Here is a 16,001-nt window from a genome sequence, read left to right on the forward strand (position 1 = left end):
TATGTCAGTAAACGTAGAAATAAAGTCATTTCCGCTTTTTATTAATGGAGAATGGTCTCCTTCAGAAAGTGGTCAACTGTTCGAGGTGATGAATCCTGCTACTGGAGATGTAATCGCAAAAGTAACGAGCGGTAACGCTAAAGATGTTGATCGAGCTGTAGAGGCAGCATCCAAAGCATTCGATAATGAAGAATGGCGTGAGATGCCTCCAAAAGAGCGATCGAAAGTCCTTTATTCCATCGCTCAGAAAATCATGGAAAATGCAGAAGAACTTGTTGCCTTAGAAGCGCTCTCTTCAGGTGGCACCGTTAGAAGACTTGGATCCAATGACATCATTCAGATGGTGGATCTATTCCAGACTCTCGGTAAATTTGTGCTCGATTACACCTATTCAGAAACACTGCCATCTCCTCCGTTTCCAGGACCAGCTCATAACTTTATCTGGCGTGAGCCAATCGGCGTCTGTGCCGCCATAACGCCATGGAACATGCCTATGCTTATTGCAACGTGGAAGATCGCACCTGCCCTTGCCATGGGGAACACCATCGTTATTAAACCAGCGAGTTATACACCACTTACAACGCTCCGTCTCGCTGAAATTATTTCTGAAATAGTTCCCAGAGGAGTGATAAATGTTGTCACGGGTAGTGGAAAAGACGTTGGTGAACCACTCGCTACGCACCCTAAAGTCGATAAGATAGCTTTCACTGGTTCTACTGAAGTGGGACGTCACATTATGAGTCTAGCTTCTAAAACAGTGAAGAACACAACGCTTGAACTTGGTGGGAAATCACCTTCCATTATCCTGGATGATGCAGATCTTTCAATCGCCCTTCCTGGCAGTCTGTTCGGCGTCTTCCTTCACTCTGGTCAATTGTGCGAATCCGGAACGAGACTCTTTGTGCCAGATAAACTGTATGATCAGGTAATCGATGGACTCAAAGAGCTTTCTGAGAAGCTTGTGATTGGAAATCCAATTGATCCGGCGACAGATATGGGTCCGGTGGTTTCTGCTACGCAAAAAGAAGCGATCTTATCATACATTGAGAAAGGTAAGCGGGAAGGGGCTCGTCTTATTTGTGGCGGGAATGAAGTTAACGTGAAGGGCTGTGAGAAAGGACATTTTATTGCTCCAACAATTTTTGCCGATGTCACGAACGACATGACGATCGCCAAAGAAGAAATCTTCGGGCCTGTGCTTTCTGTTATCCGGTATAGCGATGTTGATGATGCCATCCGTATGGCGAACGATACGATTTACGGACTAGCAGCAGGTGTTTGGTCAACTGATGTGAATAAAGCCTATAAGGTCGTAAGAAAACTGCGTGCCGGTGTTGTTTGGATAAATGATTGGCATATGCTCAGAAATGATGCACCGTTTGGCGGATACAAACAAAGTGGCATTGGTAGAGAAATGGGCAAGCATTCTCTTGACGCATATACTCAGGTGAAGCATGTGCACACCTCCATGGTGCCAGAAATCGAACGGAGAAATTGGTACAGTCTTCTCTTTTCTAACCAATCTTAATAAAGGAGGTAAAACTGTATGACATTAACATATTCTCAATATATGCTTCGAACGGCCATTCATAGCGGGGCAGGAACTCGGGCACTTGTACCCGATCTGTTCAGAGGACTTCAAGCAAAGCGTGTGGTTCTCTTTAGTGACCACGGACTTGAAAAAGCTGGTGTCGTTGAAAAGATCAAAGAGATATTCGAGCTGACACCACATGGGACTGGCCCTGAACTTGCAGGGATTTATCTTGATATCAATCAAGATGCAGGGAGTCATGATGTTAATGCAGCGCTTCAATTTGCCAGGGAAGTAAGTGCGGATGGGCTACTCGCTGTTGGCGGTGGCAGCGTGATGGACACCGTGAAAGGGGTGAAATACGCCCTTCACAACGGATTAACAGATATTAAAGAAGCTACTCCAGGAGGACTTCTCTATTTATCCTGGCCAGAGGCCACTCATATACCAATTCCGCACATCTCGATCCCTACAACCGCTGGTACAGGATCAGAGGTATCTCCTATTGCCGTGATTTATAACGAAGAAATCAAGATGAAGACAAACATTATTCATCCATTTATTAATGCCGATATGGCTATATTGGATCCAGAATTGACAACGGGATTACCACCTATCATTACGGCTTTTACTGGATTTGATGCGTTAACTCACGCAATTGAAGCATTCGTCTCACCATCAGCCACATCGCTAACTGATGCTTATGCCCTCCAGTCTATTCGCTTGATTGAGTCACATCTCTCAACTGCCGTCAACCAGGGAGATAACCTCACAGCACGTATGGAAATGCTCCAAGCGAGTATGATGGGTATAACGGCATTTAGCTTCGCCCTTAATGCCATTCCTGTGCATAATTTTGCGCATGCGTATGGAGCTCTTTTCCGCATTCCACACGGCCTTGCGAATGCCGTTTTTCTTCCGGTTGTGATGGAAATGCTCCCTGATCTCTATCTTCCAAAAATAAAGGAACTTGCTCGTGCCCTTCATTTAGAGACAACCGGCAAGAATAATGACACGTTGCTACAAGCTGTCATTCATAAACTAAAAGAAATGCAGCAGAACGTTGGTCTTCCAGCTAATTTCAAAGATTATGACATTAAGCCTGATGCACTTGACGCTACAATCGCAGCGGTAAAAATGGATCCTGCTGCTCTCAATTATCCACTTCCACCAGAATTAATTCGTGCAGTTGGCGAGCGCGTCATTCATTCCCAGAAGGTATCCGTATAACGAAAGAACCGTGAAGCTTAAGCTTCACGGTTCTTAGTATGCAAGTCCGATCGATTCTCGAATGTAGAGATGATCTGTTACGGTATGAAGCATAAAATCAGCTACATCTGATCGAGCGATGCGACGTCCGCCTTTTGGAATGCCACTTCGCGCTTTCCGATACTCTCCAGTCCGATCATCATTCGTTAATCCCATTGGACGAGCCACTGTCCACTCTGCTTCACTTGCAGCAAGAAGGTCGACTGCTCTTCGATGATCAGCAAGGACGTTCTGCAACAGCTTGCCTGCAACAAACCCTGTCACTCCAGGAATCTCTTTATTAATCCCAGCAGAAGCCATATAAACGATCCGCTTTACATCATGAATGCTCATCGCATCGAGGATATTTGCCGTCATTGTAGAAAGATCTGTTGTTTTTCCAAGTCCATTAGCACCCAAACATGAAATAACGGCATCAACGTCAGAAGTTATCGCCTGCTTCACATCAGCAGACTGCATCGCATCGCCAATTTCAACTGATAAATTTTTGTGAGTCGTTTCAAGTTTTGAAGGTGTTCGAACAAATGCAGTGACGGTATGGCCCGCTGCAATGGCCAGTTTCACAAAAGCATTTCCTGTACCGCCTGTAGCTCCGAATACAATTAGTTTCATGAGTACGACCTCTCTCTCTATTCAACGATCTTTACCTTTTTATCCCCGTTAATAGATATCAGTGAAACGCGAATAACCTATTTTATTTTCTTTATGAAAACAACCTTAAGATAGTTTCCTTCACGAAACTCTTTGATTGTACGAAAATCTTCAGGTAGTGTAAATTCTTCAAGCAGCTCATATTTGCCGTTCGTTTCTTTAAATGCCTGATCAACAAACCCCTTAAATTTCTTCATATCATAGCCGCTATAGTTCGTTGAAGCGACAATCACACCATTATCTTCCGTAATTGAAATTGCATCTTTCAACAGATCTTTATAATCTTTAGCAGCACTAAATGTATGTTTCTTAGAACGTGCAAAACTTGGAGGATCAAGAATCACCATATCAAAAGATAAATTCTTTTTAACGGCGTACTTGAAGTATTTAAATACATCCATCACGAGGATGTTTTGCTCTTCATAATCAATGCCGTTGACGCTAAACTGCTCGATCGTCTTATTCAAGCTCCGATTAGCAAGATCAACGCTTGTTGTACCCGTCGCACCACCTTCAACCGCAAATACCGAGAAAGCACCTGTGTAGGAGAACGTATTTAATACTGTTTTTCCCTTCGCGTATTGATCACGGATTAGCTTTCGAACAGGGCGCTGATCAAGAAATACTCCAACCATGGCACCTTCATTTAAATACACTGCAAAGTTCACGCCATTTTCTTTCACAATTAGCGGAAATTCGCCGCGTTCTCCTTCAACAAAATCATCATCTTCTACATACTGACCTTTCGCATCAAAGCGTTTCTTCTCATAGATACCTTTAAAATCCACAAGCTGTTTTAACGCCTCTACTACAACATTTTTAAACGAATAAATCCCTTCACTGTACCAGTTAATAAGGTAATAACCGTCGAAATAATCGATGGTTACGCCTCCCAGGCCATCTCCTTCACCATTCACCACGCGAAATCCCGTTGTTGTTGGATCTTCAAAGAACGAAGTACGATGACGAAGGGCTTGCTGGATTTTCCTCACAAAAAAGTCCTGATCAATTGCTTCTTGTTCATTTTGTGAGAGCACCCAGCCATACCCCTTGTTTTGCCTTCCATAATAGCCTCTAGCAATAAACTGACCTTTCTCATCTTCTAGTCTTAGAATCGTCCCTTCTTCTTTCAAGACGTCTGCATTCACAATCGCTTCCTTGAATATAAGGGGATATCCTTTATAAAATTTCTTTTGATGCTTTGCTTGCACCTGCACGCTTCGTTCGTTCCTCATCGTGTCATCCTAACTTTTCGAGTTTTTTAATCTGCTTGCATTATATCACGTAACCTACCTGCTCCATAAACCGAACTTCCCTCTGGATAATTGGATTGATTCATTCAGAAACTAACGACGAAAGGTGGTGATGAATGGTGAAAACGAAAACAGGAACGGATATTGAGACAGTGAAACGTCTTAATGCAAATTCAGGGCTTACCTATAACCAGGCAAAAGAAATGTTGGCTAAAAAGATGAAGAAAGAAAAGAGTTAATTTCATTGAAACCGTGAAATGAGACGAATCATGCGCTTATCGTTTACAATAAGCTGGTGCTTTACTAACGCATCAGGAGGGTTTTAATGAACGAGAAAACAACTTCAAGCTATTTCAAAACCATTCTTCTTTTAAGTGTGGCGGTCTGGCTTGTTGTCATGAATACAACAATGTTTAATGTTGCTTTACCAAATGTATTAACTGAATTTAACCTTTCCCCTGCAGATGGCGCCTGGATTGTGTCTGGATACTCCATTATCCTCGCAATTTTCACGATTACGTATACTCGTCTATCGGATTATCTACCGATCAGACGCCTCTTAATTGCAGGGATTGTCATATTTGGACTCGGATCAGTTCTTGGCTTCTTTTCAGAGACATTTCCACTACTATTAGCTGCACGTCTTTTACAAGCAACCGGAGCAGCTGCCATACCTGGACTATCTATGGTTTTTGCAGGACGATTTATTCCATTTTCAAGTCGCGGACGGGCGATGGCCATGATTGCTTCAGCATCATCGCTCGGATTCGGACTTGGCCCTGTCGTTGGGGGAGTCGTAACGGAGTATCTTGATTGGAATTATCTTTTCACTGTAACTTTATTTGTAGTTTTACTCATACCAATTCTCTTTCGTCGTCTTCCGGAAGAGGAGGTTCGTAAAGGAAGCTTTGACATTATAGGAGGACTATTGACAGGGGCTACTGTTACAAGCTTTCTACTCTATATTTCAACTTTTAATTGGCTGTTTTTAGCTCTGGGCATTATCGTAGGCGGACTCCTCTGGCTTCGAATTACAAGAACAGATATCCCTTTTATTCAACCGTCTCTTTTTAAAAACAAAGGATATCGAAAGCTATTGTATATGAGCTACCTTGGGTTCACGACCCACTTTGCCATTTTACTTCTTATGCCACTCATGCTTCAGAACGTTTATGAAAAAGGACCTTCTGTCGTAGGGTATATTATTTTTCCAGGCGCCATGCTTTCCGCAGTTGCCGCTATTTATGTTGGTAGACTACTTGATCGATACGGAAACATTAAAGTGATTTATCTTGCTCACGGTCTGCTTCTCATCTCCACCGTGATTTTCTATTTCCTATCACCTCTAAATGAATACATGATTATGATTGGCTATATGTTCACAAGCTTTGGCTTCTCAAGCCTTTCATCTAGTACAACGAACGAGGTGTCGCGCATTCTTCCTTCTGAAGAGATCGCCACTGGCATTGGTATGAAACAGCTCATACAATTTGTCGGGAGCGCCTCAGGATCTGTAGCTGGTGGGATCATGCTTGAACTTAACGGATTAACATATAGCACAGAATCATTCCAGCTAACGTATATCTTCTTATTTATCTTAATGGCACTATCAGCCATCATCATGTGGATATACGCCCGCAAATTGAAAACCTCAGTATAGATCATCTAAGCACTAGGAGACTAAATAACCCACCTCATGATGAGGTGGGTTATTGATTCGACAGGAATCGGGGAGTGCCTGTCACTCGCTATGTTTCAATCCCTTATTCCAAATAAGCGGTAAGATAAGCGCGAGAACAAGGAGATACGCCCAGGTACCGAATGGAACTTTTGTTAGAATGAAGTGCACTCCCCAGAATACAGGGATCAATAACGCAAACGGGATAGTCTTCCAACCATCACTTTGCCCGGCTGATTCAAAAGGCTCCGAAAAAGGAAGCGTGCCTTTCAATATTCGAAAACAAATGACGCTATAAATAAGAGCGATTAAGCATACGATGATCAAATCTGGAATAATTCGAACACCGAATAAAAAGGTATAAATCGCACTGATAGCCACAAACACAGGTGCAAATAGGCGAAGTAGAAAAGCCTTTAACGTACCCTTAATAATCACTCCAGAATTTTGTATAGGTGTGACATGATAAATCCATGACCCTTTACTTTTACTCGAATATTGAAGCATGATCACTATTCCCGGAACCATCATCATGCTCGCATAAATCGTTAAATAGGAGTTACCTGAAGTAAGGGCTTCAAATGACTGCCCAGCAGAATAGCTATTATACAGAAAAACAAAAGGAAAGATCATAGCAAACCCAAGAGAAGGATAGATCTTCAGTTTTAAATCACGTTCATTCTTTAACATTCTCCCCGCAAATTGATAAAACGCATGCTCTTCTCTGCTTCGCGTGATAAATGAAGCCAAACGTTCCATTCCCTTAAATGTCTTCTTTTTCGATGGGCCAGTCTGATCGATGAGCTTAAGAAGGTTCTTCTCAAACGTAGGTAACAATGATAAATATAGCCACAGAGCGATTAGTGGTATCAAAATAGCTAATGCGATAAAGATATAGTAATAAGCTCCGTTAGCCCCATTCAACACTACAGCAAACGGTGCGCCAAACCAAACTGGCGGTAAAAGGAGATTCCACCATGTTGGTGAAAAGCCTACCTGTAATCCCGCAAATTCAAAAGCACGAGCAAGTACTTGATAACCGACTACGATGGTGATCGATAACCCTATTTGCACATAATTAATGACATCTCTTAAGCGTTCTCCGCCAAAAAATTTTAAAATGATGTAATACAGCAACGCTGTAAGCGCAACAATTAACAAATCACTAAAAAACACTGTAACGACAAATAACACTCCAAATAAAATTCCATACTGCACAGTTCCTACAATAAGTGGAACAGCAACAATCGCAGCCGTTAAGAAAAATAAATATATCGTAACGTGGACAGCCCGTGCTGCACTGATCGTACGACGATCGACAGGTCTTGTGCCAATAACCGTTTGGTCTCGTACGTCTAAAAGAACAGAAGAGAAATCTGAGATCATCGCCGTCATAATTAAAAACATTAAAACACCGAAAATCAAGCTCATCTGAAACATAAAATTGTCACCAAAAAACAGGATCGGAATCAACGTTAGGCCAATAAAAGCATAAAACCAGAGTGATTTCAGAAACTGGTTGGAATCTTTCTTTTTGTTCCCACTCATGTTCTGACTCATTATCGTAGTAGGGCGTCTCCCATCCATCGTTAGCTTTACCTGAAGTATTCGACGCAAGGTTGGATAATCAATATCCAGCCGCTCAAATAGGAACCGAAAGAGGTCAAGAATCTTTAGTGTTGGAAAGTTCTTCATACATCTTCACGCTGCACGATCTGCACAAAATCCTCCGCAAGATTTTGATGCTCATTAAAACCTGTTAATTGATTAAATATCTCCTCAAGTGAGCCCTCTTTATTTTTTTGACGAAGCTGTTCAAAGCTTCCATCCGCAACAATCTTGCCATCATTTAGAAGGAGAATACGGCTACTAATTTTCTGAACGACCTCCATAATGTGCGAAGAGTAGAAAATCGTTTTCCCCTGAGCCGCAAGCTGAGCAAGGATTTCTTTAAACACCATGACACTATTCGCATCAAGACCATTGATCGGTTCATCGAGAAAAAGAATATCAGGGTCATGAAGCAAGCTAGAAATCAGTAAGACTTTTTGCTTCATACCTTTTGAGTAGGATGAAATACGAGATTCATAAACGTCTTCAAGCTCAAACACTCTCATCAGCAATCTAGCTTTATATTCCGCTGTATCAGCATCTAATCCGTAGAGTTCACCTGTAAACGTTAGGTACTCCTGCGCAGATAAGTTATCATAAAGGTCCGCCGATTCTGGAACATACCCGATTCTCTTTTTATAATCAACGCTATTCTTTTTAATATTTTCTCCAAATATCTCAACTTCACCAGCGTAAGTAGCTTCTAATCCGAGCATGATTTTAACGGTGGTACTCTTACCAGCCCCATTCGGACCAATGTAACCAATAATTTGCCCTTCATAAACATCAAGATCAATATTATCTAGAACGAGCTTTTCTCCGTACCACTTCGTCAATCCTTTCAAAGAAAGTACTTTTCCCGGTCCGTGTTCCATACAATCCCCTCCATATGTAAACTTCTACTTATTTCTACGAAACTTACGATAAAAGGTTTCATCCTGTCCACAAACCCTTTAGGTAGTATAATCAGGTACTTTCCCACCGAAAATTCATTTCGTCAACAAAAAAGACGATGCTACTCACATCGTCTTTCCAGCTATTCGCCCTCTCTACTTAACATTCGATTGGCCTTCTCTGTCAGCCCATAGCCTTTGGAGATTTTAAGCAGCAAGCCGTCTTTCTCCATGTATTTGATCCCTTTGACAACATGTTTTTCTTGCCAATTCTGTAAAAGACCGAACACCTCATTTTCATGTAGTCTCTGTGCTCGTATCGCATTTGTTGCTTGTCCGGTAAAGACTTTTGAGAGCACATGAAGTGGCTCATTTTCATGCCTGATAATGAAGTGAAGCAATAACTTCATCTCGCCAATTGTCATCGTATGTTTCTTTACATTCATGTACTCTTCCTCATTCGAAGGGACATTTTGACTGATTGACTTTACTTTTTCCAGGTAGTCTCGAACAAAGGTGATTTCCCTTTGATCCAAATCCGGAAAAACTGTCCGAGGCTTAAAAGGTGCTATGGTATCGGTTAATACATGGGAAAACCAAATAAGTGGTGAGCCTGCTCGATCTTCTGGCAGTCTCACGCTTTTGAGCTGCTGATAAACCGTAACCGTAGATGGCGCTTCAAATAAAGCAAGTTCTTCTTCTGATAAAGTATGCTGAACTTGTAGCACTTCAGCATAAAGCGGTGCATACGGCTTGAATGCTTGAATCGCTTGAGACACTTCCTCTATTTTTTCTACTAAACGTGGAGTCTTGTCTACCATTTTATTGAATTGTCGTTCAATCGTTCCGATACGTTTCTTCGCACGGTCCATGTCAATTTCCTCTTTAAAATGGACATGGTTTTCCTCTATATCATAATAAATCGCATATCCGCAGGCCTCACAATAAAATTCAACATCACTACTAGAAGGGTGAAGCATCATCTTCTTCTCATGATGACAAACTCCCTTTTCGGTCCATAACCATTCATCTGGAACTTCGCGGTAAGGTCTCATCACAATGTCGACTCGGTGTCGCCAGTAAGCAAGATCTTCAGGAGAATTTAAAAGGGAGATAAGAGGCGAGTGATTCATCCTTTCAACCGCTTTTACAACGTTTTCTTTCTCTCTAGCCAATTGAATAAACGGATGAAGTTGATACGCCTCTATAATGCGCTCTTCCCATTCTACACGAGACTTTTCAGCTAACTCCGCGCAAAAAAGGTAATCTCGAATAACCCGATCGAGATGACGATCAAGATCTTCCGTTGATAACTGTAAATAAAACTCTTGATAAGTAGAATTGTTATGGATGGGGAGGCCATGCATCGGTGAAAAAGTTTGCCACAATAATTGCTCTGGTTTGATAAGATGTGGGTAAAGCTCATCTTCTTTATTTAAAGGAATAGGTAAAACGGCTTCGTTTTCCTGTTCAAGAAACGTTTGCAACTTCTGCTTCTCTTCCTGGATAAGAGCGCCAATCTTCCGTTTCACATGTTCGTGAAGACGATGAATCATGCCTTTTTGTACTTTCTGACCTACCGTTCTAATTCGTTTATTTTTCTTTCCCATTGGAACAAACGCAAACATCGGATAGGCATCAAAATGATAAGTATGATGTTCAACTGTCATTATGCAAAACCCGCTTTCTGTCTTTCAGCTGTTTATCCAACAGTATACGGCGGAAATTGGTATGGAAACAACCTTACAGCATGCAAAAAAACACATTCAGAGGAGGGATACATTTGTACGGCGCGGGGTATATAAAGAGAAAATAGAAATTGAGGAGCACTGCAATTGAAGAAACGATCATGGTATCGCAAAAAACGTTGGATGATATTCATTATATTTTTAGTTATTTATGTAGGCGTTATCACTTATCACCGCTTCAAGCCTTTACCTGAAGGCGTATCCTACGCAGGTGAAGTTCATCAAATAAATGATGAAGACATCGAGTTTCTTTTTGACTTAACTTACGACAAAAAGGAGAAAGAAGTTTATGATCATAGTATTTTTGATGAAATCAACAGTACGATTCAAGAAGCCGATGATTTCCTTATTTTAGACCTTTTCTTATTTAACGGATACACGGATGGGAAAAGAGATTATCCAAAAATCAGTGAAGACTTAGCGAATACAGTAGTTGAAGTAATGAAGGCGAAGCCTAACCTGAAGGTTGTCCTCATTAGCGATGAAGTGAACACAACATATGGATCTCACGAGGCTGACCAAATAAATAAAATTAAGGAAATGGGCGCCGAAGTTATTTTCACTGATCTTGATCGGCTGCGAGATCCAAACTTATTTTATTCAGGGCTTTGGAGAATGGGGATCACCTGGTTTGGGCAAGAAGGCAAAGGATGGCTTCCAAACCCAATGGCACCTTCAGCACCAAAAGTCACTGCACGATCTTATCTAGAATTGCTTAATGTGAAAGCGAACCATCGTAAAACGGTGACTACAGAAGATGCGGGTATTATCATGTCTGCAAATCCTCATGATGCGAGCGGTTTTCATTCTAACATTGCCTTTAAAGTGAAAGGCGAGATTCTAAATGACCTTATCGAAACTGAAAAAGCAGTTGCCGCCTATTCTGGAGGAAACGTATCGTCATTTCCAGACACTAAGTTGACCGATGAGAGTCCCGAGGCTGCTTCTAATGTTAAAGCTCAAATTGTGACAGAAAGTAAAATTCAGGATAGAGTTGTGACAGCTATTGATGATGCCAAAAAAGAAGAGCTTATCTATATTGGAATGTTTTATCTGGCAGACCGGGATATCGTTGATGCGCTTGTTGACGCAACCGAACGAGAGGTCGACGTACGTCTAGTACTAGATCCCAATCAAAATGCCTTTGGACAGCAAAAAATCGGCTTACCTAACCTTCCTGTGACAGCTGAGCTAGAGAAACAAGGAAGTGAGCATCTTACAATTCGCTGGTATGACACAAATAAAGAGCAATTTCACACAAAACTATTGTATATAAAAGGAAATAAAGAGAGCACAATCATCGGTGGATCAGGCAACTATACCTCTAGAAACCTGGATGATTACAATATGGAAACGAATATTCATTTAAAAGCACCTAACGATACTAAAGTCGTCCAGGATGTTGACCGCTATTTTGAGCGAATTTGGTCAAATAAAGATGGAACCTATACAGCTGACTACGAAAAATATCAAAACTCTCTTTCCCCCTATAAATATTTCATGTATATTCTTCAAAAATTATTCCAAGTAACCACTTATTAACTATCATTAAAAATCCCCGGGAAAAATTTCCCGGGGATTTTTAGCTTACCTTGTTCTTCTTTTATTTCGCATTTTCTTTACAATCGGATAAATAATGGGACCGTATTTAATCGCTTTTTTAATCAAATTTCTCATAAAAGGATACCCTCCTCTAGTACTATCCTTTATTCCCGATTTCTTATTACCTAAACGAAAGATTAGAGGAGATTCAATGGACTGGAGAGAACTAGAAAATAACCAGATAATTAGGAGGACGATTTCTCTTATGATCAAACAGGTGAGCCAAATAGCGATTCCCGTCAAAAAGATGGAGCGAGCGGTCCAATTCTACAAAGAGCATTTGGAACTTAAATTATTATTTGAAACAAATCAGATGGCTTTTTTTGATTGTAATGGGCTGCGCTTGCTACTAAGTCTTCCAGAGAAAGAAACTTTCGCACATGCAAGTTCAGTTCTTTATTTTGAAGTAAGTCATATTGAGAAAAGCTACGAACGTTTAATGAAGAATGGGGTGATTTTCATTAGTAAACCTCACCTAGTTGCGAAAACAGATGACGTTGAAACGTGGATGGCGTTTTTTGAAGATAGTGAGCAAAACACACATGCCATCATGAGTGAAGTGCTAACAAAATAAAGAAAGGATGCCGGTGGCATCCTTTCTTACTTGAGTTCTAAACCTTACTTAATCTTCATCTTTTACATCTGGATCTTCTGGAAGCGGCTCATTGGCTTCTTCTTCTAATCGTCTCTTCATTTTTTCCAACTGTTCAAAATGAGTATTAAACTGCTCTTTATATAGCAAATATTGCTCACCATCAAAAATGGTGCGAACGCGCTTCTCTCGAATGAGCGTTTCGATATAGGATTCTGGTAAAGATAAATATTCTGCCGTTTCTTTAATAGTGAGGTACATGCGCCTGCCTCCAATATACGTCATTACGTCTCAAGTCTTATTCCAATTTAATACTCTAGATGATGTTTAGATGACTTGAACTACTATAAGATTACCATAGGGAATAGCATAACGACGGAAACTCGGGGAGGAAATATAGTGAGAAGTGGATTTATGGTCATTGTTGGGTTGCTTGCAGTAGGGGCGGTTTTATTAATTTTATTTGAAAACACCTCTCTTTTTGCACGAGGAAGTGATGAGAACAGCATTGAGTTAAGTGAAAGAATTAATCAAGTTAGTATTTTGACGCACAGCAGTGATATGAACATAGTCACTGAATCACGTGATGATGTGAAAGCAACCTTAAATGGTAGTGGAGAGCTTTCGGTGAGAAAGAAGGGAAATGCGATTGAAGTTGAAGTGAAGCGAAAGTGGTATAAGTTTTTTAACTTTAACGGGGGATCAGATGTTACTGTTTACCTCCCAGAAGACTTTAAACACGATCTCAAGCTTGAGGTTGGCTCAGGAAGTGTTGTCTTCAATAATGAAGAAAATCCTACCATTTTAAACGAAGTAGATATTGATATGAGTTCGGGTGATGTTGAACTTTCCAACCTGGAAACAAAAAGCTTCGAGCATGACGGCTCATCTGGTCGTCTTATCATCGATCGACTTTCAACCGAGAAGGGAAGCTTTGATATAAGTTCTGGAGACGTGATTTTAACCCATTATTCTGGCCCACTTGAGGGAGAAATGTCATCAGGTGACATGAAAGTTCAAATGGATCAGTTAACAGGGGATGTATCGTTTGACCTTAGTTCAGGTGATGTCGATTTGGACCTTCCGGACAATGCTGATTTCACATTGGATAGTGAGGCAAGCAGCGGGGACATCTCAACCAAATTCACTTTAGAAGAGCAGACGATTAGCAATAAGGAAATATCAGGAGTACATGGTTCAGGGAAGTATCACGTGAAGATATCCCTTTCAAGCGGAAGCGCCAGCGTTTATTAAAAAGGAACACCTGCTTTCCAATAGGATGGCAGGTTATTTTTGAGTTTTCAATGGAAAATAAACGATTTGGTTTACTCGTCGGTTACTTTAACGGCATTTATCATTTCACATCACCAAATTATTTCCATGAAAATATTCCTTAACATGTTCTAGGTAATATTTATAGCCCTGCCTTCGTAATTATACTCGGTGGAACGCTCATTACCATTATAGGAATCTTGAGCATTCTCTTCATTCAGAAATCAGAAACAAAGCATACAAAGCAAGCTTACAAAATACCTCGCTATAAAGAAAAAAACCACTTTTCAGCTCTGCTGAAAGGGCGCCCTATGATGACCAATCCGATTGGTCACCACAGGGCGTAAATGAGTCTAATATCAACAACATTCAATTACATAGTCTTTAAAATAAGAGATTTTTTTGCTAAAAATCTTGATTGCCTTCGAGGAGCGGAATACGTGATTTGTATCTCTCAATCAATGCCTGATTCGATTCATCTGACCCGTCTACATTCCCGCTCTTAAACACAGGAGGAGTTATTCCCCGTTCAATCAACTGATGAATAGTTTCTACAGTAATACCGTTGAGGATCCCCATTCCTATAACGGTAGAGATTGAACCAAATGAGACTTGATTCTCTGTATCTTGAATCACCGCATCACCCACCTCAACATGGTTATCAATCACTTGATCTACTACATCGTACAAGTACTTTCCTTCTTTGTGACGAGATGATTGTCCATTTGAAGCTTTTCGTGAGGTTAAGCCGATAACGTACGCTCCTCTTTCTTTACTAAGAAGGGCAACATCAATCGGAACCGGGTTACGACCTGACGTCGATACAACGATCACTACATCGCCTTTTTGAATATCCTGGTCCGCCATGAATTCCCGGGCTAATCCATTCGTTCGCTCTAGAGCAGAAGATCTCGTTCCGCCTCTATGGAGCATTAAGTCTTCAATAAAAATAGGACGAATTGGCACAAGCCCACCTGCACGGTAAAAAACTTCTTCCGCCATCATGTGAGAATGTCCACATCCAAATACATGAATGATTTTTCCGTTTTCGATGCTATCAGCTAGAGCGACTGCTGCTCGCTCGATAGAAACGGCTTCTTTCTCTTCAATTACTTGAAGGGATGTTCTAATTTTGTTGAAGTAATCATGAAACAAATGAACGCCTCCTCAATGAAATTAACGCTTAAGTGTAATCATAAATTTATACCGATCTGCTCTGTACGAAGACTTCACTACTTCAAGCGGTGTATCATCCGCTAGTTTCGTATTCCTCTGAATGAGCAGTATCGGTGCTCCTTTTTGTATATTTAGGTATTCTGCTTCCTGCTGAGTTGCTACAGAAGACTCTAACACTTGGGTCGCTTCCTCAATCTTGATCGCTAGCTGATTTTCAATGTGATGATATAAAGAGTGCTGTACAGTTTCTTCCGTCAACCCTTTTACGAGGTTAGCCGAGATGTACGTCTTCTCAAGTGCCATTGGGATACCATCAGCAAGTCTGACCCGTTTAATTTCGTAAACAGGTGCGTGATCCTGTATTTTTAACTGCTCCGATATATAAGGTGGAGCAGGTACAATTTCAAACCCTACTAGTTTACTACTTGGTTCCATGCCACGTGATTTCATATCTTCGGTAAAACTTGTTAACCCCATCAGCTGTTGCTCAATTTTTTTCTCAGCAACAAAGGTACCTACTCCCTTTTGTCGATAGAGGTAACCCTCATTAACGAGCTCTGTAATGGCCTGTCTTACTGTCATGCGACTAATGCCAAAGCGCTCTGCATATTCTCGCTCGGATGGAAGCGAATCTCCTGGGGTTAACTCGCCTCTTTCAATCAGTCCTTTTATCCACTCAACTAACTGATAATAAATAGGTAATGGGGACGTCTTATCAATCATCG

General features: G+C 41.0%; 15 protein-coding genes. 7 read left to right on the top strand and 8 right to left on the bottom strand.

The window, feature by feature from the left end:
- Window position 1: 1 nt before the first annotated feature.
- Complete coding sequence (locus AC0VYJ_RS21770; protein ID WP_475366250.1) at window positions 2-1,528, top strand: aldehyde dehydrogenase family protein; 1,527 nt, start codon at window positions 2-4, stop codon at window positions 1,526-1,528.
- 18 nt (window positions 1,529-1,546) lie between these two features.
- Window positions 1,547-2,761: an iron-containing alcohol dehydrogenase gene (locus AC0VYJ_RS21775; protein ID WP_475366251.1), complete on the top strand. Its 1,215-nt coding sequence runs from the start codon at window positions 1,547-1,549 to the stop codon at window positions 2,759-2,761.
- 33 nt (window positions 2,762-2,794) lie between these two features.
- On the opposite strand, the gene AC0VYJ_RS21780 is transcribed toward AC0VYJ_RS21775, so the two are convergent.
- Window positions 2,795-3,412, bottom strand: a complete 618-nt coding sequence (locus AC0VYJ_RS21780; protein WP_194218195.1) for an NAD(P)-dependent oxidoreductase — start codon at window positions 3,410-3,412, stop codon at window positions 2,795-2,797.
- Window positions 3,413-3,489: 77 nt separating this feature from the next.
- Complete coding sequence (locus tag AC0VYJ_RS21785) at window positions 3,490-4,686, bottom strand: class I SAM-dependent rRNA methyltransferase (protein WP_475366252.1); 1,197 nt, start codon at window positions 4,684-4,686, stop codon at window positions 3,490-3,492.
- A gap of 134 nt (window positions 4,687-4,820) precedes the next feature.
- Between AC0VYJ_RS21785 and AC0VYJ_RS21790 the strand changes: the two genes are divergently transcribed.
- Together AC0VYJ_RS21790 and AC0VYJ_RS21795 are read left to right on the top strand one after the other, a co-directional pair.
- Window positions 4,821-4,943, top strand: a complete 123-nt coding sequence (locus AC0VYJ_RS21790) for a hypothetical protein (RefSeq protein WP_255622932.1) — start codon at window positions 4,821-4,823, stop codon at window positions 4,941-4,943.
- An 86-nt stretch (window positions 4,944-5,029) separates the two neighbouring features.
- The gene (locus AC0VYJ_RS21795; RefSeq protein WP_475366253.1) at window positions 5,030-6,364 is read left to right on the top strand and encodes an MFS transporter; all 1,335 of its coding nucleotides are present in this window, start codon (window positions 5,030-5,032) and stop codon (window positions 6,362-6,364) included.
- 81 nt (window positions 6,365-6,445) lie between these two features.
- Here AC0VYJ_RS21795 and AC0VYJ_RS21800 read toward each other — a convergent pair whose 3' ends face one another.
- The 3 genes from AC0VYJ_RS21800 to AC0VYJ_RS21810 all read right to left on the bottom strand — a co-directional run bounded on the left by AC0VYJ_RS21800 (window position 6,446) and on the right by AC0VYJ_RS21810 (window position 10,556).
- A complete protein-coding gene (locus AC0VYJ_RS21800; protein ID WP_475366254.1) occupies window positions 6,446-8,077 on the bottom strand; it encodes a hypothetical protein in 1,632 nt (543 codons plus the stop codon).
- Complete coding sequence (locus AC0VYJ_RS21805; RefSeq protein ID WP_194218191.1) at window positions 8,074-8,868, bottom strand: ABC transporter ATP-binding protein; 795 nt, start codon at window positions 8,866-8,868, stop codon at window positions 8,074-8,076. The genes AC0VYJ_RS21800 and AC0VYJ_RS21805 overlap by 4 nt, the downstream gene beginning before the upstream one ends.
- A gap of 161 nt (window positions 8,869-9,029) precedes the next feature.
- On the bottom strand, window positions 9,030-10,556 hold the full coding sequence (locus AC0VYJ_RS21810; RefSeq protein ID WP_475366255.1) for an RQC-minor-2 family DNA-binding protein: 1,527 nt from the start codon (window positions 10,554-10,556) through the stop codon (window positions 9,030-9,032).
- A 165-nt stretch (window positions 10,557-10,721) separates the two neighbouring features.
- On the opposite strand from AC0VYJ_RS21810, the gene AC0VYJ_RS21815 reads away from it, so the two are divergent.
- Window positions 10,722-12,176 carry a phospholipase D family protein gene (locus AC0VYJ_RS21815; protein WP_475366256.1) on the top strand — a complete coding sequence of 485 codons (1,455 nt, stop codon included), beginning with the start codon at window positions 10,722-10,724 and terminating at the stop codon, window positions 12,174-12,176.
- A gap of 265 nt (window positions 12,177-12,441) precedes the next feature.
- Window positions 12,442-12,810, top strand: a complete 369-nt coding sequence (locus AC0VYJ_RS21820) for a VOC family protein (RefSeq protein WP_194218189.1) — start codon at window positions 12,442-12,444, stop codon at window positions 12,808-12,810.
- 48 nt (window positions 12,811-12,858) lie between these two features.
- On the opposite strand, the gene AC0VYJ_RS21825 is transcribed toward AC0VYJ_RS21820, so the two are convergent.
- On the bottom strand, window positions 12,859-13,089 hold the full coding sequence (locus AC0VYJ_RS21825) for an excisionase family DNA-binding protein (protein WP_194218188.1): 231 nt from the start codon (window positions 13,087-13,089) through the stop codon (window positions 12,859-12,861).
- 138 nt (window positions 13,090-13,227) lie between these two features.
- Between AC0VYJ_RS21825 and liaG the strand changes: the two genes are divergently transcribed.
- Window positions 13,228-14,082, top strand: coding sequence for a LiaG family protein (gene liaG / locus AC0VYJ_RS21830; RefSeq protein ID WP_475366257.1), 855 nt, complete (start codon window positions 13,228-13,230; stop codon window positions 14,080-14,082).
- A gap of 423 nt (window positions 14,083-14,505) precedes the next feature.
- Here the strand turns inward: liaG and AC0VYJ_RS21835 are convergent, their stop codons facing one another.
- Together AC0VYJ_RS21835 and AC0VYJ_RS21840 are read right to left on the bottom strand one after the other, a co-directional pair.
- The gene (locus AC0VYJ_RS21835) at window positions 14,506-15,255 is read right to left on the bottom strand and encodes an SIS domain-containing protein (protein ID WP_194218186.1); all 750 of its coding nucleotides are present in this window, start codon (window positions 15,253-15,255) and stop codon (window positions 14,506-14,508) included.
- Window positions 15,256-15,276: 21 nt separating this feature from the next.
- Window positions 15,277-15,999, bottom strand: coding sequence for a GntR family transcriptional regulator (locus tag AC0VYJ_RS21840; protein WP_194218185.1), 723 nt, complete (start codon window positions 15,997-15,999; stop codon window positions 15,277-15,279).
- Between the last annotated feature and the right edge of the window lie 2 nt (window positions 16,000-16,001).

Source organism: Anaerobacillus sp. 63XJN7_5_ISO-PGPR-S23-430, assembly GCF_056173695.1.